At 56.4% G+C, this 17,756-nt stretch carries 16 protein-coding genes and 5 tRNA genes; 18 read left to right on the top strand and 3 right to left on the bottom strand.

Annotated elements, in window-relative coordinates; all coding sequences use genetic code 11:
- Positions 1–17: 17 nt before the first annotated feature.
- The 18 genes from ACOTYB_RS08880 to ACOTYB_RS08795 all read left to right on the top strand — a co-directional run bounded on the left by ACOTYB_RS08880 (position 18) and on the right by ACOTYB_RS08795 (position 13,114).
- A complete protein-coding gene (locus ACOTYB_RS08880; protein WP_023323655.1) occupies positions 18–671 on the top strand; it encodes a metal ABC transporter ATP-binding protein in 654 nt (217 codons plus the stop codon).
- Positions 668–1,528: a metal ABC transporter permease gene (locus ACOTYB_RS08875; RefSeq protein ID WP_015571669.1), complete on the top strand. Its 861-nt coding sequence runs from the start codon at positions 668–670 to the stop codon at positions 1,526–1,528. Before ACOTYB_RS08880 ends, ACOTYB_RS08875 begins: the two co-directional genes overlap by 4 nt.
- Before the next feature lie 14 nt (positions 1,529–1,542).
- Positions 1,543–2,421, top strand: coding sequence for a metal ABC transporter substrate-binding protein (locus tag ACOTYB_RS08870; protein ID WP_023314712.1), 879 nt, complete (start codon positions 1,543–1,545; stop codon positions 2,419–2,421).
- Between the two features lie 130 nt (positions 2,422–2,551).
- A complete protein-coding gene (pncC, locus tag ACOTYB_RS08865; RefSeq protein ID WP_003862172.1) occupies positions 2,552–3,049 on the top strand; it encodes a nicotinamide-nucleotide amidase in 498 nt (165 codons plus the stop codon).
- Positions 3,050–3,138: 89 nt separating this feature from the next.
- Positions 3,139–4,197, top strand: coding sequence for a recombinase RecA (recA, locus tag ACOTYB_RS08860; RefSeq protein WP_015571667.1), 1,059 nt, complete (start codon positions 3,139–3,141; stop codon positions 4,195–4,197).
- Positions 4,198–4,265: 68 nt separating this feature from the next.
- Entirely contained in the window at positions 4,266–4,766 is a 501-nt protein-coding gene (gene recX / locus ACOTYB_RS08855; RefSeq protein ID WP_017382782.1) for a recombination regulator RecX, read from the top strand.
- Between the two features lie 131 nt (positions 4,767–4,897).
- Positions 4,898–7,525, top strand: coding sequence for an alanine--tRNA ligase (gene alaS, locus ACOTYB_RS08850; RefSeq protein WP_045897690.1), 2,628 nt, complete (start codon positions 4,898–4,900; stop codon positions 7,523–7,525).
- Between the two features lie 241 nt (positions 7,526–7,766).
- On the top strand, positions 7,767–7,952 hold the full coding sequence (gene csrA, locus ACOTYB_RS08845; RefSeq protein WP_000906486.1) for a carbon storage regulator CsrA: 186 nt from the start codon (positions 7,767–7,769) through the stop codon (positions 7,950–7,952).
- Between the two features lie 342 nt (positions 7,953–8,294).
- Positions 8,295–8,387: transfer RNA gene (locus ACOTYB_RS08840), tRNA-Ser, on the top strand.
- Between the two features lie 4 nt (positions 8,388–8,391).
- A tRNA-Arg gene (locus ACOTYB_RS08835) sits at positions 8,392–8,468 on the top strand.
- A 64-nt stretch (positions 8,469–8,532) separates the two neighbouring features.
- Positions 8,533–8,609, top strand: a tRNA-Arg gene (locus ACOTYB_RS08830).
- Positions 8,610–8,673: 64 nt separating this feature from the next.
- Positions 8,674–8,750: transfer RNA gene (locus ACOTYB_RS08825), tRNA-Arg, on the top strand.
- A 64-nt stretch (positions 8,751–8,814) separates the two neighbouring features.
- Positions 8,815–8,891, top strand: a tRNA-Arg gene (locus ACOTYB_RS08820).
- Between the two features lie 117 nt (positions 8,892–9,008).
- Entirely contained in the window at positions 9,009–9,575 is a 567-nt protein-coding gene (yqaB, locus tag ACOTYB_RS08815; RefSeq protein WP_015571665.1) for a fructose-1-phosphate/6-phosphogluconate phosphatase, read from the top strand.
- The gene (locus tag ACOTYB_RS08810; protein ID WP_017692791.1) at positions 9,572–10,000 is read left to right on the top strand and encodes a YqaA family protein; all 429 of its coding nucleotides are present in this window, start codon (positions 9,572–9,574) and stop codon (positions 9,998–10,000) included. Before yqaB ends, ACOTYB_RS08810 begins: the two co-directional genes overlap by 4 nt.
- An 83-nt stretch (positions 10,001–10,083) precedes the next feature.
- On the top strand, positions 10,084–11,628 hold the full coding sequence (gene gshA, locus ACOTYB_RS08805) for a glutamate--cysteine ligase (RefSeq protein WP_045343766.1): 1,545 nt from the start codon (positions 10,084–10,086) through the stop codon (positions 11,626–11,628).
- A 152-nt stretch (positions 11,629–11,780) separates the two neighbouring features.
- Positions 11,781–12,296 carry an S-ribosylhomocysteine lyase gene (gene luxS, locus ACOTYB_RS08800; protein ID WP_003862180.1) on the top strand — a complete coding sequence of 172 codons (516 nt, stop codon included), beginning with the start codon at positions 11,781–11,783 and terminating at the stop codon, positions 12,294–12,296.
- 53 nt (positions 12,297–12,349) lie between these two features.
- Positions 12,350–13,114 (top strand): AraC family transcriptional regulator, encoded by a 765-nt coding sequence (locus ACOTYB_RS08795; RefSeq protein ID WP_003862181.1) that lies wholly within the window; start codon positions 12,350–12,352, stop codon positions 13,112–13,114.
- On the opposite strand, the gene leuA is transcribed toward ACOTYB_RS08795, so the two are convergent.
- The 3 genes from leuA to emrA all read right to left on the bottom strand — a co-directional run bounded on the left by leuA (position 13,101) and on the right by emrA (position 17,659).
- Positions 13,101–14,756, bottom strand: coding sequence for a 2-isopropylmalate synthase (gene leuA / locus ACOTYB_RS08790; RefSeq protein ID WP_213782162.1), 1,656 nt, complete (start codon positions 14,754–14,756; stop codon positions 13,101–13,103). The genes ACOTYB_RS08795 and leuA overlap by 14 nt on opposite strands.
- A gap of 166 nt (positions 14,757–14,922) precedes the next feature.
- Positions 14,923–16,470, bottom strand: coding sequence for a multidrug efflux MFS transporter permease subunit EmrB (gene emrB / locus ACOTYB_RS08785; protein ID WP_006811709.1), 1,548 nt, complete (start codon positions 16,468–16,470; stop codon positions 14,923–14,925).
- Positions 16,471–16,486: 16 nt separating this feature from the next.
- Positions 16,487–17,659, bottom strand: a complete 1,173-nt coding sequence (gene emrA / locus ACOTYB_RS08780; protein WP_022651722.1) for a multidrug efflux MFS transporter periplasmic adaptor subunit EmrA — start codon at positions 17,657–17,659, stop codon at positions 16,487–16,489.
- Between the last annotated feature and the right edge of the window lie 97 nt (positions 17,660–17,756).

The following is a 17,756-nucleotide window of genomic DNA, read 5'->3' as shown; positions in this document are numbered from 1 at the left end:
TGGGCGGTGGCGTTGCCATGATTGTGATGAACGACCTGGTGGCGGGTTACGATCGCCAGCCCGTTACGCGCGCGCTGTCCGGCGTGATTGAACGCGGGAGCATGACCGCCATCGTCGGGGCCAACGGCTGCGGCAAATCCACGCTGCTGAAAACGCTCGCTGGCTTTATTCCGCCCGTCAGCGGTACGTTTCGCTGGCAGGGGAGACGTCCGGTGGTGGGCTGGCTGGCGCAGCGTCACGCGCTGGAGGCGCAATTTCCTCTGACCGTGCAGGACGTGGTGAGCATGGGCTGCTGGCCAGCAATCTCTCTGTTTGCCGGTTTTCGTCGGGATGCCCGCATGCGCATTGCCGGCGCGCTGGAGCGCGTGGGGCTGGAGTCCATGGCGTTCTCCACTATTGATGAACTTTCCGGCGGGCAATTCCAGCGCATGCTGTTTGCCCGCGTTTTAGTGCAGCAGGCACCGCTGGTGATGCTGGACGAACCCTTCACTGGCGTCGATGAAGCGACCTGCAACGTGCTGATGGATCTGATGCTGGAGATGTATATGCAGGGGCAGACTCTGCTGGCGGTACTGCACGACAGCGAACGCGTCTCGCGCCACTTCCCACAAACATTGCGGCTGGACGCTGATACGCCGCACTGGAAAACCGAGCGGGTGAGGGTGGCATGATCTGGCATCTCTTCTTCCAGCCGTTTATTGAGTACGGCTTTATGCGGCGCGCGCTGGTGGTTTGCCTGGCGCTCTCCGTCAGCACCACTGCGCTGGGTGTATTCCTTCAGCTGCGTCGGATGAGCCTGATGGGGGACGCCCTTTCTCACGCCATTTTGCCGGGTGTCGCGGTGGGCTATCTGCTCAGCGGAATGTCGCTGCTGGCAATGACTGTCGGCGGGTTTATTGCCGGTATCGCCGTTGCGCTGGTGGCCGGGCTGGTCAGCCGCCGTACACCTCTTAAAGAAGATGCCAGCTTCGCGGGGTTTTACCTGGGTTCCCTGGCGCTGGGCGTCACGCTGGTGTCGCTGCGCGGTTCAAATGTCGATCTGCTTCATCTTCTGTTTGGCTCCATTCTCGCCGTGGATAGCGCGTCAGCCCTGTTCGTGACGGGGGTCTGCATGTTCACGCTCCTCACGCTGGCGATTTTTTATCGTGGGCTGGTCAGTGAAGCGTTCGATACTGCGTGGTTGCAGGTGAACGCGCGCTGGCTGCCCGGGATGTTACACGGTCTGTTTCTGGCGCTGCTGGTGCTCAACCTGGTGGCCGGTTTTCAGGTACTCGGCACGTTGATGGCCGTCGGGCTGATGATGTTACCCGCCGTGGCGGCACGCTGCTGGGTGCGCACACTGCCAGGGTTACTTTTGATGGCGGGTATCAGCGGTATTTTTTGCGCGTGGCTGGGCTTAAGTCTTTCCTGGGCAGTGAGTCTGCCCGCCGGGCCCTCCATTGTGCTGACCGCCAGCGCATTGTTCTTTATTTCAGTTTTATTTGGCACGCGCAGCAGGCTGGCGGATAGCCTGCGGGCGCTTTTTTAACGCAAGGGGAAACGATGAAACGTACAGGGTTAGCCGTGGCGCTCGCGCTCGGCATGATGACGCACGGCGTAATGGCGAAAACGCTTAATGTGGTGACCAGCTTTTCCATCCTGGGAGACATCACGCAGCAGGTTGGCGGCGATCGTGTGAAGGTGACGACGCTGGTGGGGCCAGACGGTGATCCCCATACTTTCGAACCCTCGCCCAAAGACAGCGCGGCGCTGAGTAAAGCTGACGTGGTGGTGGTCAATGGGCTGGGGCTGGAGGGTTGGCTCGACCGTCTGGTGAAAGCCTCCGGATTCAAAGGCCAGCTGGTAGTTGCTTCAGACGGCGTGAAAACGCACACGCTGGAAGAGGACGGTAAAACCGTGACCGATCCGCACGCGTGGAACAGCGCGGCGAACGGCGCGCTGTATGCGCAAAATATTCTCTCAGGGCTGGTGAAGGCCGATCCTGAAGATACGGCGGCGCTTGAAGCTACCGGTAAACCCTATATTGCGCAGCTCTCTCAGCTGGACGGTTGGGCTAAAAAGCGTTTCAGCGACATTCCACAGGCGAAGCGCAAAGTGCTGACCAGCCACGACGCCTTCGGCTATTTCAGCCGCGCCTACGGCGTGATGTTTATGGCGCCGCAGGGGCTGTCGTCTGAGAGTGAAGCCAGCGCGGCGCAGGTAGCGGAGATCATCAACCAGATTAAAGCTGACGGCGTGAAAACCTGGTTCATGGAAAACCAGCTTGACCCGCGCCTGGTGAAGCAGATTGCGACCGCCACGGGCGCCCAGCCGGGCGGTGAACTTTACCCGGAAGCGCTGTCCGCGAAGGGCGGCGTGGCGGACACCTACGTCAAGGCGTTTCGCCACAATGTGGACACCCTCGCTAACAGCATGAAATAAGCGTCTCTCTGGCCGGTGCGCCCGCATCGGCTTTTTTCTGAAGCCCCCTCGTAAAACCCGACGCGCATCCCCATATTTGATGAGAAAGTGCTATCTTGTGCTGCATGTTTTTCTAAGGCCTGGAGCGAGAATGACTGACCATGAATTGATGCAGTTAAGCGAAGTGGTGGGGCTGGCGCTGAAACAGCGCGGCGCGACTCTCACGACCGCAGAATCCTGCACCGGCGGCTGGGTGGCGAAAGCAATTACCGATATTGCTGGCAGTTCCGCCTGGTTTGAACGCGGCTTTGTGACCTACAGTAACGAGGCTAAAGCGCAGATGATTGGCGTGCGTGAAGCTACGCTTGAGCAGCATGGCGCGGTCAGCGAACCGGTGGTGATCGAGATGGCGATTGGCGCGCTGAAAGAGGCGCGCGCAGATTACGCTATCTCCATCAGCGGTATCGCGGGGCCGGACGGCGGCAGCGACGTGAAGCCTGTCGGCACCGTCTGGTTTGGCTTTGCCACCTCAAAAGGTGAAGGGATCACCCGCCGGGAATGCTTCAGCGGCGATCGCGAAAGCGTGCGTCGTCAGGCAACGGAATACGCGTTAAAAACGCTCTGGCAACAATTTCTACAAAATACTTGATACTGTATGACTATACAGTATAATTGCCTCAACAGAACAGAAGTCCATGGTGAAGCGCAGTTGCTTCTCCCGGCATGACAGGAGTAATAATGGCTATCGACGAAAACAAACAGAAAGCGTTGGCGGCAGCACTGGGCCAGATCGAAAAGCAATTCGGTAAAGGCTCCATCATGCGCCTGGGTGAAGACCGTTCCATGGATGTGGAAACTATCTCCACTGGTTCGCTTTCTCTTGATATCGCACTGGGCGCTGGCGGTTTGCCGATGGGCCGTATCGTAGAAATCTACGGTCCGGAATCCTCGGGTAAAACCACCCTGACGTTGCAGGTTGTTGCGGCGGCACAGCGCGAAGGTAAAACCTGTGCGTTTATCGATGCCGAGCACGCGCTGGACCCGGTCTATGCCCGTAAACTGGGCGTTGATATCGACAACCTGCTGTGCTCCCAGCCGGACACCGGCGAGCAGGCACTGGAAATTTGTGACGCGCTGGCGCGCTCAGGTGCGGTTGATGTGATCATCGTCGACTCCGTTGCGGCGCTGACGCCAAAAGCGGAAATTGAAGGTGAAATCGGTGACTCTCACATGGGCCTCGCGGCACGTATGATGAGCCAGGCGATGCGTAAGCTGGCGGGTAACCTGAAGCAGTCCAATACGCTGCTGATCTTCATCAACCAGATCCGTATGAAAATTGGTGTAATGTTCGGTAACCCGGAAACTACCACCGGCGGTAACGCTCTGAAATTCTACGCTTCTGTCCGTCTGGATATCCGCCGTATCGGCGCGGTGAAAGAGGGGGATAACGTAGTCGGTAGCGAAACTCGCGTGAAGGTTGTGAAGAACAAAATCGCAGCACCGTTCAAACAGGCTGAGTTCCAGATCCTCTACGGCGAAGGTATCAACTTCCTCGGCGAGCTGGTTGACCTGGGCGTGAAAGAGAAGCTGATTGAAAAAGCGGGCGCATGGTACAGCTACAACGGTGACAAGATTGGTCAGGGTAAAGCGAATGCTATCTCCTGGCTGAAAGAGAACCCGGCGGCGGCGAAAGAGATTGAGAAGAAGGTGCGTGAACTCCTGCTGAACAACCAGGACTCTAAACCTGATTTCGTGGTCGACGGCGCGGATGCTGAAGAAACCAACGAAGACTTTTAATCCTCTCGGATAAAAATGAAGGGCTGCTGATGCGGCCCTTTTTGCATTTCTGAATCGACAGGTTTTTTATGAGTGAACCGACATCACGCCGACCAGCCTACTCACGCTTGCTGGATCGGGCCGTGCGTATTCTTGCCGTGCGTGACCATAGCGAACAGGAGCTGCGGCGGAAACTGTCAGCGCCCGTCATGAGCAAAAACGGTCCGGAAGACATTGATGCCACCGCGGAAGATTATGACCGCGTGGTTGCCTGGTGCTACGAGCATCACTATCTGGATGACGGCCGTTTTGCCGCTCGCTTTCTTGCCAGCCGTGGTCGTAAAGGCTATGGGCCAGCGCGTATCCGCCAGGAGCTGAACCAGAAAGGCGTAGCCCGTGAATCGATTGAAAAAGCCATGCGCGAAAGTGAAATTGACTGGTGCGAACTGGCGCGTGAGCAGGCGGTACGAAAGTACGGTGAGCCGCTGCCGCGTGAATTTTCAGAAAAAGTTAAAATCCAGCGCTTTTTGCTCTACCGCGGCTTCCTGATGGAAGATATTCAGGATATCTGGCGTAATTTTACCGATTGAACGCATGCGGGATTTTACTTCCCACTAAAGAAAACTTATCTTATTCCCACTTTTTCCAGTAGCTGGTCCGTCCAACTGTTTACAGATACAGATCTGCTGCGACATTTCGTTAGCTTGATTTCAGGATAATTATGAGCAAGAGCACCGCTGAGATCCGTCAGGCGTTTCTCGATTTTTTCCATAGTAAGGGACACCAGGTTGTTGCCAGCAGCTCCCTGGTACCGAACAATGACCCGACTCTGCTGTTTACCAACGCCGGGATGAACCAGTTCAAGGATGTGTTCCTTGGTCTCGACAAGCGTAATTATTCCCGCGCCACAACCTCACAGCGTTGCGTGCGTGCGGGCGGTAAACACAACGATCTGGAAAACGTCGGTTACACCGCGCGCCACCACACCTTCTTCGAAATGCTGGGTAACTTCAGCTTCGGCGACTACTTCAAACACGACGCCATTCAATACGCGTGGGAACTGCTGACCGGTGAAAACTGGTTCAATCTGCCGAAAGAGCGTCTGTGGGTGACCGTGTATGAGACCGATGACGAAGCGTTCGACATCTGGGAAAAAGAAGTGGGTATCCCTCGCGAACGTATCATCCGTATCGGTGACAACAAAGGCGCGCCTTACGCGTCTGATAACTTCTGGCAGATGGGCGACACCGGCCCTTGCGGTCCGTGCACCGAGATCTTCTACGATCATGGCGACCACATCTGGGGCGGCCCTCCGGGAAGCGCGGAAGAAGATGGCGATCGCTATATTGAGATCTGGAACATCGTCTTCATGCAGTTCAACCGTCAGGCCGACGGCACCATGGAGCCGCTGCCAAAACCGTCCGTAGATACCGGTATGGGCCTTGAGCGTATCGCGGCCGTTCTGCAACACGTTAACTCCAACTATGAGATTGACCTGTTCAGCACCCTGATCAAAGCCGTTGCTGAGGTAACGGGCGCAACCGATCTGAGCAACAAATCACTGCGCGTTATCGCAGACCATATTCGTTCCTGTGCGTTCCTGATTGCTGACGGCGTTATCCCGTCAAATGAAAACCGTGGCTATGTGCTGCGTCGTATCATTCGTCGTGCGATCCGCCATGGCAACATGCTGGGCGCGAAGGACACCTTCTTCTATAAACTCGTTGGGCCACTGATTGGCGTGATGGGCTCTGCCGGCGACGAGCTGAAACGCCAGCAGGCGCAGGTTGAACAGGTTCTGAAAACCGAAGAAGAGCAGTTTGCCCGTACGCTGGAGCGCGGTCTGGCGCTGCTGGACGACGAGCTGGCGAAACTCAAGGGCGACACGCTGGATGGCGAAACCGCTTTCCGCCTGTACGACACCTACGGCTTCCCGGTTGACCTGACGGCGGACGTTTGCCGCGAGCGCAACATCAAAGTTGACGAAGCAGGCTTTGAAGCCGCAATGGAAGAGCAGCGTCGTCGTGCGCGTGAATCCAGCGGTTTTGGCGCAGACTACAACGCGATGATCCGCGTTGATAGCGCGTCTGAATTTAAAGGCTACGAAGAGCTGGCCCTGACCAGCAAGGTGACCGCGCTGTTTGTTGACGGTAAAGCCGTAGACAGCATTAGCGCGGGTCAGGACGCGGTTGTTATCCTGGATAAAACGCCGTTCTATGCGGAATCGGGCGGTCAGGTTGGCGATAAAGGCGAACTGAAAGGCAATGGCTTCAGCTTCAGCGTAAGCGATACCCAGAAATACGGTCAGGCGATTGGTCACCAGGGCAAACTGGTTTCCGGTTCTCTGAAAGTGGGCGAGGGCGTTCAGGCCAACGTTGACGAAGCTCGCCGCGCGCGCATTCGTCTGAACCACTCGGCAACCCACCTGATGCATGCAGCCCTGCGCGAAGTGCTGGGTACGCACGTTGCACAGAAAGGTTCTCTGGTTAATGACAAAGTGCTGCGTTTCGACTTCTCACATTTTGAAGCGATGAAGCCATCTGAAATTCGTGCGGTGGAAGACCTGGTGAATGCCCAGATCCGCCGTAACCTGCCAATCGAAACCCACATCATGGATCTCGAGGCAGCGAAGAAGAAAGGTGCGATGGCGCTGTTTGGCGAGAAATATGACGACCGCGTTCGCGTGCTGAGCATGGGCGACTTCTCTACCGAACTGTGTGGCGGTACTCACGCATCCCGCACCGGTGACATCGGCTTGTTCCGCATCGTTTCCGAGTCGGGGACGGCGGCAGGCGTGCGTCGTATTGAGGCGGTGACCGGGGAAGGCGCAATTGCCAGCCTGCATGCGCAGAGCGACCAGCTACACGAGATCGCGCAGCTGCTGAAAGGCGATAGCCAGAACCTAGGCGAAAAAGTGCGTGTCGCGCTGGATCGTACCCGTCAGCTGGAAAAAGAACTCCAGCAGCTGAAAGAACAGGCTGCGGCGCAGGAGAGCGCAAACCTCTCCAGCAAAGCGGTAGACATTAAGGGCGTCAAACTGCTGGTCAGCGATCTGGCGGGCGTTGAGCCTAAGATGCTGCGTACCATGGTCGACGATCTGAAGAACCAGCTTGGTTCGACGGTTATCGTGCTGGCAACGGTCGCAGAGGGTAAGGTTTCTCTGATTGCGGGCGTCTCTAAGGATGTGACGGATCGTGTCAAAGCAGGGGAACTGATTGGCATGGTCGCCCAGCAGGTGGGTGGCAAAGGTGGCGGTCGTCCGGACATGGCGCAAGCCGGTGGTACGGATGCGGCGGCACTTCCCGCGGCATTAGCCAGCGTTGAAAGCTGGGTAAGCGCGAAACTGTAATAACTACAAAGCACAAGCAGACGCCATAGCGGTAACGTTATGGCGTCTTGCTCACTGCGCTATCGATAACGATAAAGTCAGGTTGAGTTTGTGTATATCGGCTAAACTTACGTTTAACAGAATGTGATGCCGTGACTGCTTACACTTTACGTGTTTGTCATCGCTTACTTTTTGGCGTTATATGATGGATAATGCCGGGATACAAGAGACCCGACTCTTTTAATCTTTCAAGGAGCAAAGAATGCTGATTCTGACTCGTCGAGTTGGTGAGACCCTCATGATTGGGGATGAGGTCACCGTGACAGTTTTAGGGGTAAAGGGTAACCAGGTACGTATTGGTGTTAACGCTCCTAAAGAAGTATCTGTCCACCGTGAAGAGATCTACCAGCGTATCCAGGCTGAAAAATCCCAGCAGTCCAGTTACTGATATTGTCGCGTCTCGCTGTCGGGCGAGACGCAACCCTCCTGCTATTTTTCCTGCATAAAGTTACCGTTCTATTTCAAACGCTTCGTTTTTGACCACTCTCATAATCTTATCTCATCCAAAAGACGCGCTTCTCTCAACAGAATTCTGTGAAGATGTCTGCAAAATCCGCTTATAAAACACTCTCTTTGCGGCTTTTACATGCGAATTGCGTGCGAATTGTGCAAACGAAAAAAGCATGTGGAAAATTGTTTGACTTATAAGTCCCAGAAAGTAATATATGCGCCACGCAGCGACGAGAAGCTCTTAACGAGTTGCTCGAAGCACTCGAAAGAGGCGTTGTGTGGTGAGGTGGCCGAGAGGCTGAAGGCGCTCCCCTGCTAAGGGAGTATGCGGTCAAAAGCTGCATCCGGGGTTCGAATCCCCGCCTCACCGCCATTTTGCATCCGTAGCTCAGCTGGATAGAGTACTCGGCTACGAACCGAGCGGTCGGAGGTTCGAATCCTCCCGGATGCACCATCTATTACTTCATATTGCTTTCGAAGTGATATGAATATCGAGCAGTACAGTAGTAAATCCCGATGCATCCGTAGCTCAGCTGGATAGAGTACTCGGCTACGAACCGAGCGGTCGGAGGTTCGAATCCTCCCGGATGCACCATCTATTACTTCATATTGCTTTCGAAGTGATATGAATATCGAGCAGTACAGTAGTAAATCCCGATGCATCCGTAGCTCAGCTGGATAGAGTACTCGGCTACGAACCGAGCGGTCGGAGGTTCGAATCCTCCCGGATGCACCATTTTTTACTTCATATTGCTTTTGAAGTGATATGAGTATCGAGAAGTACAACAGTAAATCCCGATGCATCCGTAGCTCAGCTGGATAGAGTACTCGGCTACGAACCGAGCGGTCGGAGGTTCGAATCCTCCCGGATGCACCATATTCTCCTTCTTTGTTCATTCCTTCGACGTTTCGTCAGCAATCACGCTCTCTGTCAGCGACAAAAATCCCCTTTTACGATAAAGTAATGCTTTGTTAATCGTTTAGCGAGAGCACGATGTACGCACAGTATGACGGTTTGATCTTCGATATGGACGGCACCCTCCTGGATACCGAACCCACGCATCGTCAGGCCTGGACCGAAGTCCTGGGCCGTTACGGTATGCGTTTCGATTTACAGGCGATGATTGCCCTCAACGGATCGCCCACCTGGCGTATCGCACAGGCCGTGATTGAGCTGAATCAGGCCGATCTCGACCCTCATCAGCTCGCGCGTGAAAAAACCGACGCGGTAAAAGCCATACTGTTAGACACCGTGCAGCCTTTACCACTCATTGACGTCGTCAAGGAGTGGCACGGGCGTCGTCCTATGTCTGTCGGTACGGGCAGCGAGAGCGCGATTGCTGAAGCGCTACTCAACCACCTTGGCCTGCGCCACTATTTTTCTGCCGTCGTTGCCGCCGATCATGTTAAACATCACAAACCCGCACCGGATACCTTCCTGCTCTGTGCAGAATTAATGGGTGTTCCACCTGCAAAATGCGTGGTGTTCGAAGATGCTGATTTTGGCATTCAGGCCGCGCGTGATGCCGGAATGGCGGCGGTGGACGTTCGCTTACTGTGAGTGACGCGCTGTCACTCGCTTCATTATTCGCCAGCAGTTTTTTAAGCTCCACCCTCTTACCGGGGAATTCGGAAGTGGTGCTGGTGGCGATGCTGTTGTCCGGCGTAAGTCAGCCCTGGTTGCTGGTCTTAATAGCAACAATGGGTAATAGCCTTGGAGGGCTGACTAACGTTATTCTTGGACGTTTCTTTCCGCTACGCGAAAAATCTCGCTGGCAGGAAAAGGCAGTGGGCTGGCTAAAACGCTATGGCGCTGCCACGCTGTTATTAAGCTGGATGCCTGTAATAGGCGATTTACTGTGTCTGCTGGCGGGATGGATGCGCATCTCCTGGGGACCGGTGCTCTTTTTTTTGTGCCTTGGCAAGGCGTTACGCTATGTTTTACTGGCATGGGTAACACTACAGGGTATGACGTGGTGGCACTAATTGGTGGAATGAATTCGCGACCTTCAATCGTCAACCATTACAATTATGCTGAGTGACAATTTTTTGACAGGCGGGAGGTCAAATTGATCCCGGACGTATCACAGGCGCTGGCCTGGCTGGAAAATCACCCTCAGGCACTGAAGGGGATTCAGCGTGGGCTTGAGCGCGAAACGCTGCGCGTAAATGCGGATGGTAGCTTAGCGACTACGGGACACCCGAAGGCGTTAGGCTCGGCGCTGACACATAAATGGATCACAACCGATTTCGCCGAAGCGCTGCTGGAGTTCATCACGCCAGTAGACGGTGATATTGATCATATGCTGACGATCATGCGCGACGTGCATCGCTTCACCGCCCGCAACCTCGGCGACGAGCGTATGTGGCCGCTCAGCATGCCGTGCTATATCGAGCAGGGGCAGGATATCGAGCTGGCGCAGTACGGCACCTCGAATATTGGTCGGCTGAAAACGCTGTATCGCGAAGGACTGAAAAACCGCTACGGCGCATTGATGCAGACGATCTCTGGCGTGCACTACAACTTTTCTCTGCCGATGGCGTTCTGGCAGGCGAAGTGCGGTGAAACGGATAAAGAAGCGATCTCCGCGGGCTACTTCCGCCTGATCCGCAACTACTACCGTTTTGGCTGGGTTATTCCGTATCTGTTCGGCGCGTCCCCGGCTATCTGTTCATCGTTCCTGCAAGGGAAACCGACCACGCTACCGTTCGAGAAGACCGAAAGTGGCATGTATTACCTGCCATACGCGACCTCCCTGCGCCTGAGCGACCTTGGCTATACCAATAAATCGCAAAGCAATCTCGGAATTACGTTTAACGATCTGCACGAATATGTGGCAGGCTTGAAGCGGGCGATAAAAACCCCGTCGGAAGAGTACGAAAAAATCGGCCTCGAAAAAGACGGCAAACGCCTGCAAATTAACACCAACGTGTTGCAGATTGAAAATGAACTGTATGCGCCGATTCGTCCGAAGCGCGTGACGCGCAGCGGTGAAACGCCGTCGGATGCGCTACAGCGCGGCGGGATCGAATACATTGAAGTGCGCTCGCTGGATATCAACCCGTTCTCACCGATTGGCGTTGACGAGCAGCAGGTTCGTTTCCTTGACCTGTTTATGGTCTGGTGCGTACTGGCGGATGCGCCGGAAATGAGTTCCGACGAACTGCTGTGTACCCGTGCCAACTGGAATCGCGTGATTCTGGAAGGGCGCAAGCCGGGCCTGACGTTAGGTATTGGCTGTGAAACGGCTCAGTTCCCACTGTCTAAGGTAGGGAAGGATCTGTTCCATGACCTGAAGCGCGTAGCCCAGACGCTGGATAGCGTGTACGGCGGCGAAGCTTACCAGAAGGTCTGCGACGAACTGGTTGAAAGCTTTGATAACCCGGAACGGACATTCTCAGCACGTATTCTGCGTTCTATGATTGAGCAGGGAAATGGTGGCACAGGGCGTTCACTCTCAGCGGAGTACCGTGAGATGCTGATGCAGGAGCCGTTAGAGATCCTGAGCGAAGCGGATTTTGTGGCAGAGCGCGATGCGTCGGTTGTGCGTCAGAAAGAGGTCGAAGCGGCAGATACTGAGTCGTTTGAGGCGTTTCTGGCGAAGCAGGCCTGAACCAAAAGAAAAAGGCCACATCGCTGTGGCCAAAATATACATCTCTGAATTCAGGGATGATGATAACAAATGCGCGTCTTTCATATACTCAGACGCGCATTCTGTAGAAGAGTTCAGTTTATTTTAAAAAAAATCACTATCGGAGGTGACGTATGCCGTTATTAGATAGCTTTACTGTCGACCATACCCGTATGGAAGCACCAGCAGTCCGCGTGGCGAAGACCATGAACACGCCGCACGGCGACACGATCACCGTTTTCGACCTGCGCTTCTGCGTGCCGAATAAAGAAGTGATGCCAGAGAAAGGCATTCACACGCTGGAACACCTGTTCGCCGGATTCATGCGCGACCACCTGAACGGCAACGGCGTGGAGATCATCGATATCTCTCCGATGGGCTGCCGCACCGGTTTCTACATGAGCCTGATTGGTCAGCCTGAAGAAAAACGCGTCGCGGATGCGTGGAAAGCGGCGATGGAAGACGTGCTGAAGGTGAAAGAGCAGAACCAGATCCCTGAGCTGAACGTTTACCAGTGCGGCACTTACCAGATGCACTCTCTGGAAGAAGCTCAGGAGATTGCCCGTCATATCATCGAACGTGATGTTCGTGTAAACAGCAACGACGAGCTGGCCCTGCCAAAAGAAAAACTTCAGGAACTGCACATTTAGTATCGTGCCTGTGGATGCCCGGTGGCGCTTCGCTGACCGGGCCTACAATCCTGATGACGACAACCACCACCTTCTCCTTTACCCATCGCCCGCTTGTGCCGTTTTCGCATGATTATGCTCATGGCGACAGCGAGCCGTGGCATCAGCACGACTGCGCGCAGCTCCTGCACAGCCTCACCGGCGTCGTGCGGGTGGATACCGCATCCGGCTGCTGGGTGGTGCCGCCCGGTCGCGGCGTCTGGCTACCTGCGGGTACGCAGCACGCCCTGCGCATCACCGGCAACGTTGCCGCCCGCACGCTGTTTATCGACCCGCTGGCGCGCGCCGATCTCCCGGCGACCTGCCAGATCGTGCAGATCTCGCCCCTGCTGCGCGAGCTGATCCTGACCTCCCTTACGCTTCCTGAATCTTACGCACCCGGAAGCCGCGATGAACGTGTTTATGAGCTGATCCTCGATGAAATTCGTCTCATGCCGGTGCTGCCGTTTCACCTGCCCGAGCCGGAAAGCGAAGCGCTGCGCCATCTCTGCCAGCAGATTCGAATGGCCCCGGGAGAAAGCTGGAGCAGCGCCCAGGCCGCAGGTATTGTGGGGATGAGCGAACGCACGCTGAACCGTCATTTTCAGCAGCAGACAGGCCTGAGCTACGGCGAGTGGGTGAGAAGGGCGCGACTGCTGGAAGCCTTAGTGCGGCTGGCGCAGGGCCAGCCGGTATTACGCGTGGCGCTGGATCTGGGGTATGGCAGCCACAGCGCCTTTACGGCAATGTTTCGCCGGGTAATGGGTCTCTCACCCAGCGATTACTTCAGGAACGACTGACCGCGTTAAAAAGCGCCTGAATCGACGCGCGTGCTACGTCGCTGTCGATGCCCACGCCCCAGCGGCTGGTCCCATCCTGGAACAGGCAGCGGATATAGGCCACCGAGCGGCTGTCGCTGCGTTCGCCTAACGTATGTTCGTGATAATCCTTGATCACAAACGACGCGTTGATCCAGCGGCTTAAGCCGTGAGCGGCGGCGGAGAGCAAACCGTTTCCCTGGCCTTCCAGCTGGCGGGTGCCCCCATGCGTGGCGACGCTTGCCGTCAGCCGCAGCTGGCCGTCCTGCTGGCTGTCGCTGCGGTACGATTGCAGCGCTAATGGCGGGCTCGCCACCAGGCCGTAACGGGCGCGGAACAGCTGCCAGAGCGCATTCTGCGTCATCTCTTTTCCATGGTTATCCGTTTCCTGCTGCACGTGCTGGCTAAAATCCTGTTGCAGGGCGCGAGGCAATTTCAGGCCGTGGTTTTGCTCAATAAGCCAGGCGCTTCCGCTTTTTCCTGACTGGCTGTTCACGCGGATCACCGCTTCATAGGTACAGCCAATATCCTGCGGGTCGACGGGCAGATAGGGCATCTCCCAACGTTCGCCAGGCTTACGGGCATCGAAACCTTTCTTGATGGCATCCTGGTGCGAGCCGGAGAAGGCGGTGTAAGCCAGACGACCCGCCCACGGATGGCGCGGATGGACGGGCAGCTGGTTGCAGGTTTCTACCGTTTCAACCACCCGATTCATATCGCTGAAATCCAGATTCGGGCTAATGCCCTGGCTGTAGAGGTTCATCGCCAGCGTCACCAGGCAGACGTTGCCCGTGCGCTCACCGTTGCCAAACAGGCAGCCCTCCACGCGGTCAGCCCCGGCCATGACGGCCAGCTCCGCGCTGGCGACGCCCGTTCCGCGATCGTTATGCGGATGTACGCTGATACAGACGTCACTGCGGCGGCTGAAGTGGCGGCAGAAATACTCGATCTGGTCAGCATAGACGTTCGGCGTGCTCACTTCGACGGTAGCGGGCAGGTTGACGATCATCGGACGCGCCGCGCACGGCTGCCAGATCTCCGCCACGGCTTCACAAATCTCCAGCGCAAACTCCGGTTCGGTAAAGCAGAAGGTTTCCGGGGAGTATTCGTACTGCCAGCGGGTGTCAGGGTTCTCTTCACACAGCTGACGAATCAGGCGCGTCGCGCGCGTCGCCAGCTCGACGATTTGCGCTTTCTCCATGCCGAATACCAGACGGCGGAACAGCGGGGCGGTAGCGTTATACATGTGAACGGTGGCCTGCTTCGCGCCGCGCAGGGAGTCGAAAGTGCGATGGATAAGATCGTCCCGCGCCTGCGTTAACACCTGAATGGTGACGTCATCCGGGATGCGGTTCTCCTCAATCAGCTGACGTACAAAATTAAAGTCCGTCTGCGAGGCGGACGGGAAGGCGACTTCTATTTCTTTAAACCCGCAGGTCAGCAGCAGATCCCAGAATTGCAGCTTGCGCGCGCTGTCCATCGGCTCGGCCAGCGCCTGGTTACCGTCGCGTAAGTCGGTCGAGAGCCAACGCGGGGCGCAGGTGATAATCTGCTCCGGCCAGCGGCGGTCGGGCAACGAAAGGGTGGGGTAAGGCTGGTATTTGTCGGCGGGTGTGTTCAGCATGGTGCGCTCCTGTTGTCTTTTCACTATCGTGAATCGATTTCAGGCGCGCTGCTTTATCGGAACTGACAATCGCTGTCGCGTTTTGGACAACCGTAGAAGTTGCCCGGTGGCGCTGCGCTTACCGGGCCTACGATCGTAGGCCGGGTAAGGCGTCCTGTAATGAGGGCTAATGCGCCCCACCGCCCCCGCTACCGGCCCCAAACGGTGGTTTGGCAAACCACACCAGCCCCAGCAGGACGATAAAGATCCCTGCCGATATCCAGAAAATCTCGTTTGCCGAGATAATCAGCCCCTGGTTGGTGATCTGCTGGGCAAGCCAGCCGGACGCCTGCTGCTCCGTCATCCCCATCCCCTCAAGCTGGCTATACATCTGCTGAGCGTTAGGGTTGAACGGGTTCACCGCTTCGGTGAGTTGAGCATGGTGCATCGATTCCCGGTTGGTCCACAGCGTGGTGGTGATCGATGTCCCGATGGAGCCCGCCAGCGTACGGGTGAAGTTCGACAGGCTCGATGCCGCCGCCATCCGCTCAGGCGGCAAGCCGGAAAGCGTAATGGTGGTTAGCGGCATGAAGAAGCACGCTACGGCGAAGCCCTGAATAAACTGTGGCCACGCGGAGGCGCCAAAGTCCATTCCCGGTTCAAACGTATACGCGCGCCAGTAGAAGCACACGGCGTACATGATGAAGCTGAACGTCACCAGCCTGCGCATGTCGAGCTTATGGGCGAAACGGCCAATAATCGGCGACAGCAGAACCGGAATTAACCCCACCGGCGCGGAGGCCAGCCCCGCCCAGGTTGCGGTATAGCCGTACACCTCCTGCAACAGCTGCGGCAGCAGAACAATCGCGCCGAAGTAGAGCATATAGGCGAGGCTGATACACAGGCAGCCGATGGTGAAGTTTCGCGATTTAAACAACGAGAGGTCGACTATCGGGTTATCGTCCGTCAGCTCCCAGACAATCAGGAAGCTGATGGCCACCACAGCGACCACCGTCAGTACGATGATTTCCGTAGAGGCGAACCAGTCCAGCTCTTTACCGCGGTCGAGCATGATTTGCAGGCTGCCGATGCCGACAACCAGCAGTGCCAGTCCGATGCCGTCGATCCGCCGCTGTTCGGTCCGCGTTTCGCGACCACGCAGAGACTGTAGCGTCATCAGTACCACCAGCGCACCGATGGGCACGTTGATGAAGAAGATCCAGCCCCAGTGATAGTTATCGCTGATATAGCCGCCGAGGATTGGCCCGCAAATCGGAGCGACGATCACCGTCATCGACCACAGCGCGAGCGCGATGGAGCGTTTGGCGGGCGGATAGTTGTTCAGCAGCAAACTCTGCGACAGCGGAATCAACGGCCCGGCGACAATCCCCTGGATGACGCGGAAGAAAATCAGCATCGTCAGGCTACTGGACATGCCGCAGGCCCAGGAGGCCAACACGAACAGGATCGTCGACCAAAGGAACAGCTTCACTTCACCGACGCGTTTCGCCAGCCAGCCGGTGATGGGAATGGAGATGGCGTTCGCCACCCCGAACGAGGTAATGACCCAGGTCCCCTGGCTCAGCGATGAGCCAAGGTTCCCGGCGATCGTAGGGATCGCCACGTTTGCGATGGTGGAGTCCAGCACCTGCATGAATGTCGCCAGCGACAGCGCAATGGTCATAATGACCAGTTGCGCCCCCTCCAGCGGTTTTTGCGGCTTTTGCTGTTGCATAACGCTCACCTTCGGCTTAACCGGCGTTTGCCTTCACGATGTCATCGATCAGCTTATTGACCGGATCGAGGCTAATTTCACGGGCGTTACTTTCATAAGCTGGCGTACTGCGCACCTGGCTTGCGAGGATCTGACCGTCGCGGTTGGCGGTATCGACCGTCACCAGCGTAGAAAGGCCAATTCGCAGCGGATGGTCTGCCAGCTGCTTAGGATCCAGTTCGATACGCACAGGCAAGCGCTGTACCACTTTGATCCAGTTGCCGGTGGCGTTCTGTGCAGGCAGCAGGCTAAACGCGCTGCCGGTCCCCATGTCCAGACCGACCACTTTCCCGGTGTACTTGATGTCATCGCCGTAAATATCGCTGACCACAGTTGCGGTTTGGCCGATACGCATATGCGCCAGCTGGGTCTCTTTGAAGTTCGCATCGACCCACAGGTTGTTCGCCGGAACGACCGCCATCAGCGGCGTGGTGGTGCTAATCTGCGCCCCTGGCTGTACGGAACGACGGGAAACGTAGCCGGTCATCGGGCTGACGATTTTGGTACGTTGCAGGGCAAGCCACGCGTTACGCACTTCGGTCGCCGCCTGTTTCACCGCCGGCTGGTTTTCCAGAGAAGTACCCAGCACCATCGCCTGATTAGCGTTGTACTGTTGGATCGCCACATCCAGCTGCGCCTGTGCGCTGGCCACCGCATCGCGGGCGTGCTGCAACTCTTCACGGCCAATCAGGTTGGCGGTGCCGAGAGGAACACGACGATTGAGGTCGCTCTGCGCCTGAGCCAGCGCCGTTTTCTGCACGTCGATATTGGCCTGAAGCTGCTTGCTGTTGATCATCAGCTGGCGGGTCTGGCGAACGCTGGAGGCCAGAGCCGTCTGTGCTTTTTCAAAAGCCTGTTGGGCGTCGGTTGGATCGAGCGTGACCAGCACATCGCCTTTTTTCACAAAGTCGGTGTTATCAGCCCAGACTTTCGTCACGCTGCCTGACACCTGGGCCATGATTTGAACCTGATTCCCTGCCACGTATGCATCGTCTGTCTCTTCAACATGACGCAAGACTAAAAACCAATAGATCCCATATGCCACGGCAATAATAATAAAGAGCAAGGTCAGCAGAATAAGGGCGCTCTTACGTTTGCCCTTTTTGTTGACCGGTTGCTGCGGGGGGGTGTTCTCCGCATTTGCGCTCATTGTTGTTCTCCACGATCTTTTTATTTTCACATCGGCTGAGCCGACCTGTTGTCAGAAAGGCCAGCAGTTTCACGTGCTGGCCTGTCAGTTTTTCTTT

The organism is Enterobacter cloacae complex sp. IR5450 (genome assembly GCF_049238665.1).
GTDB classification, from domain to species: domain Bacteria; phylum Pseudomonadota; class Gammaproteobacteria; order Enterobacterales; family Enterobacteriaceae; genus Enterobacter; species Enterobacter hormaechei_C.
Note: the sequence above shows the minus strand (reverse complement) of the source record. Positions and strands in the feature narration are given on the sequence as shown.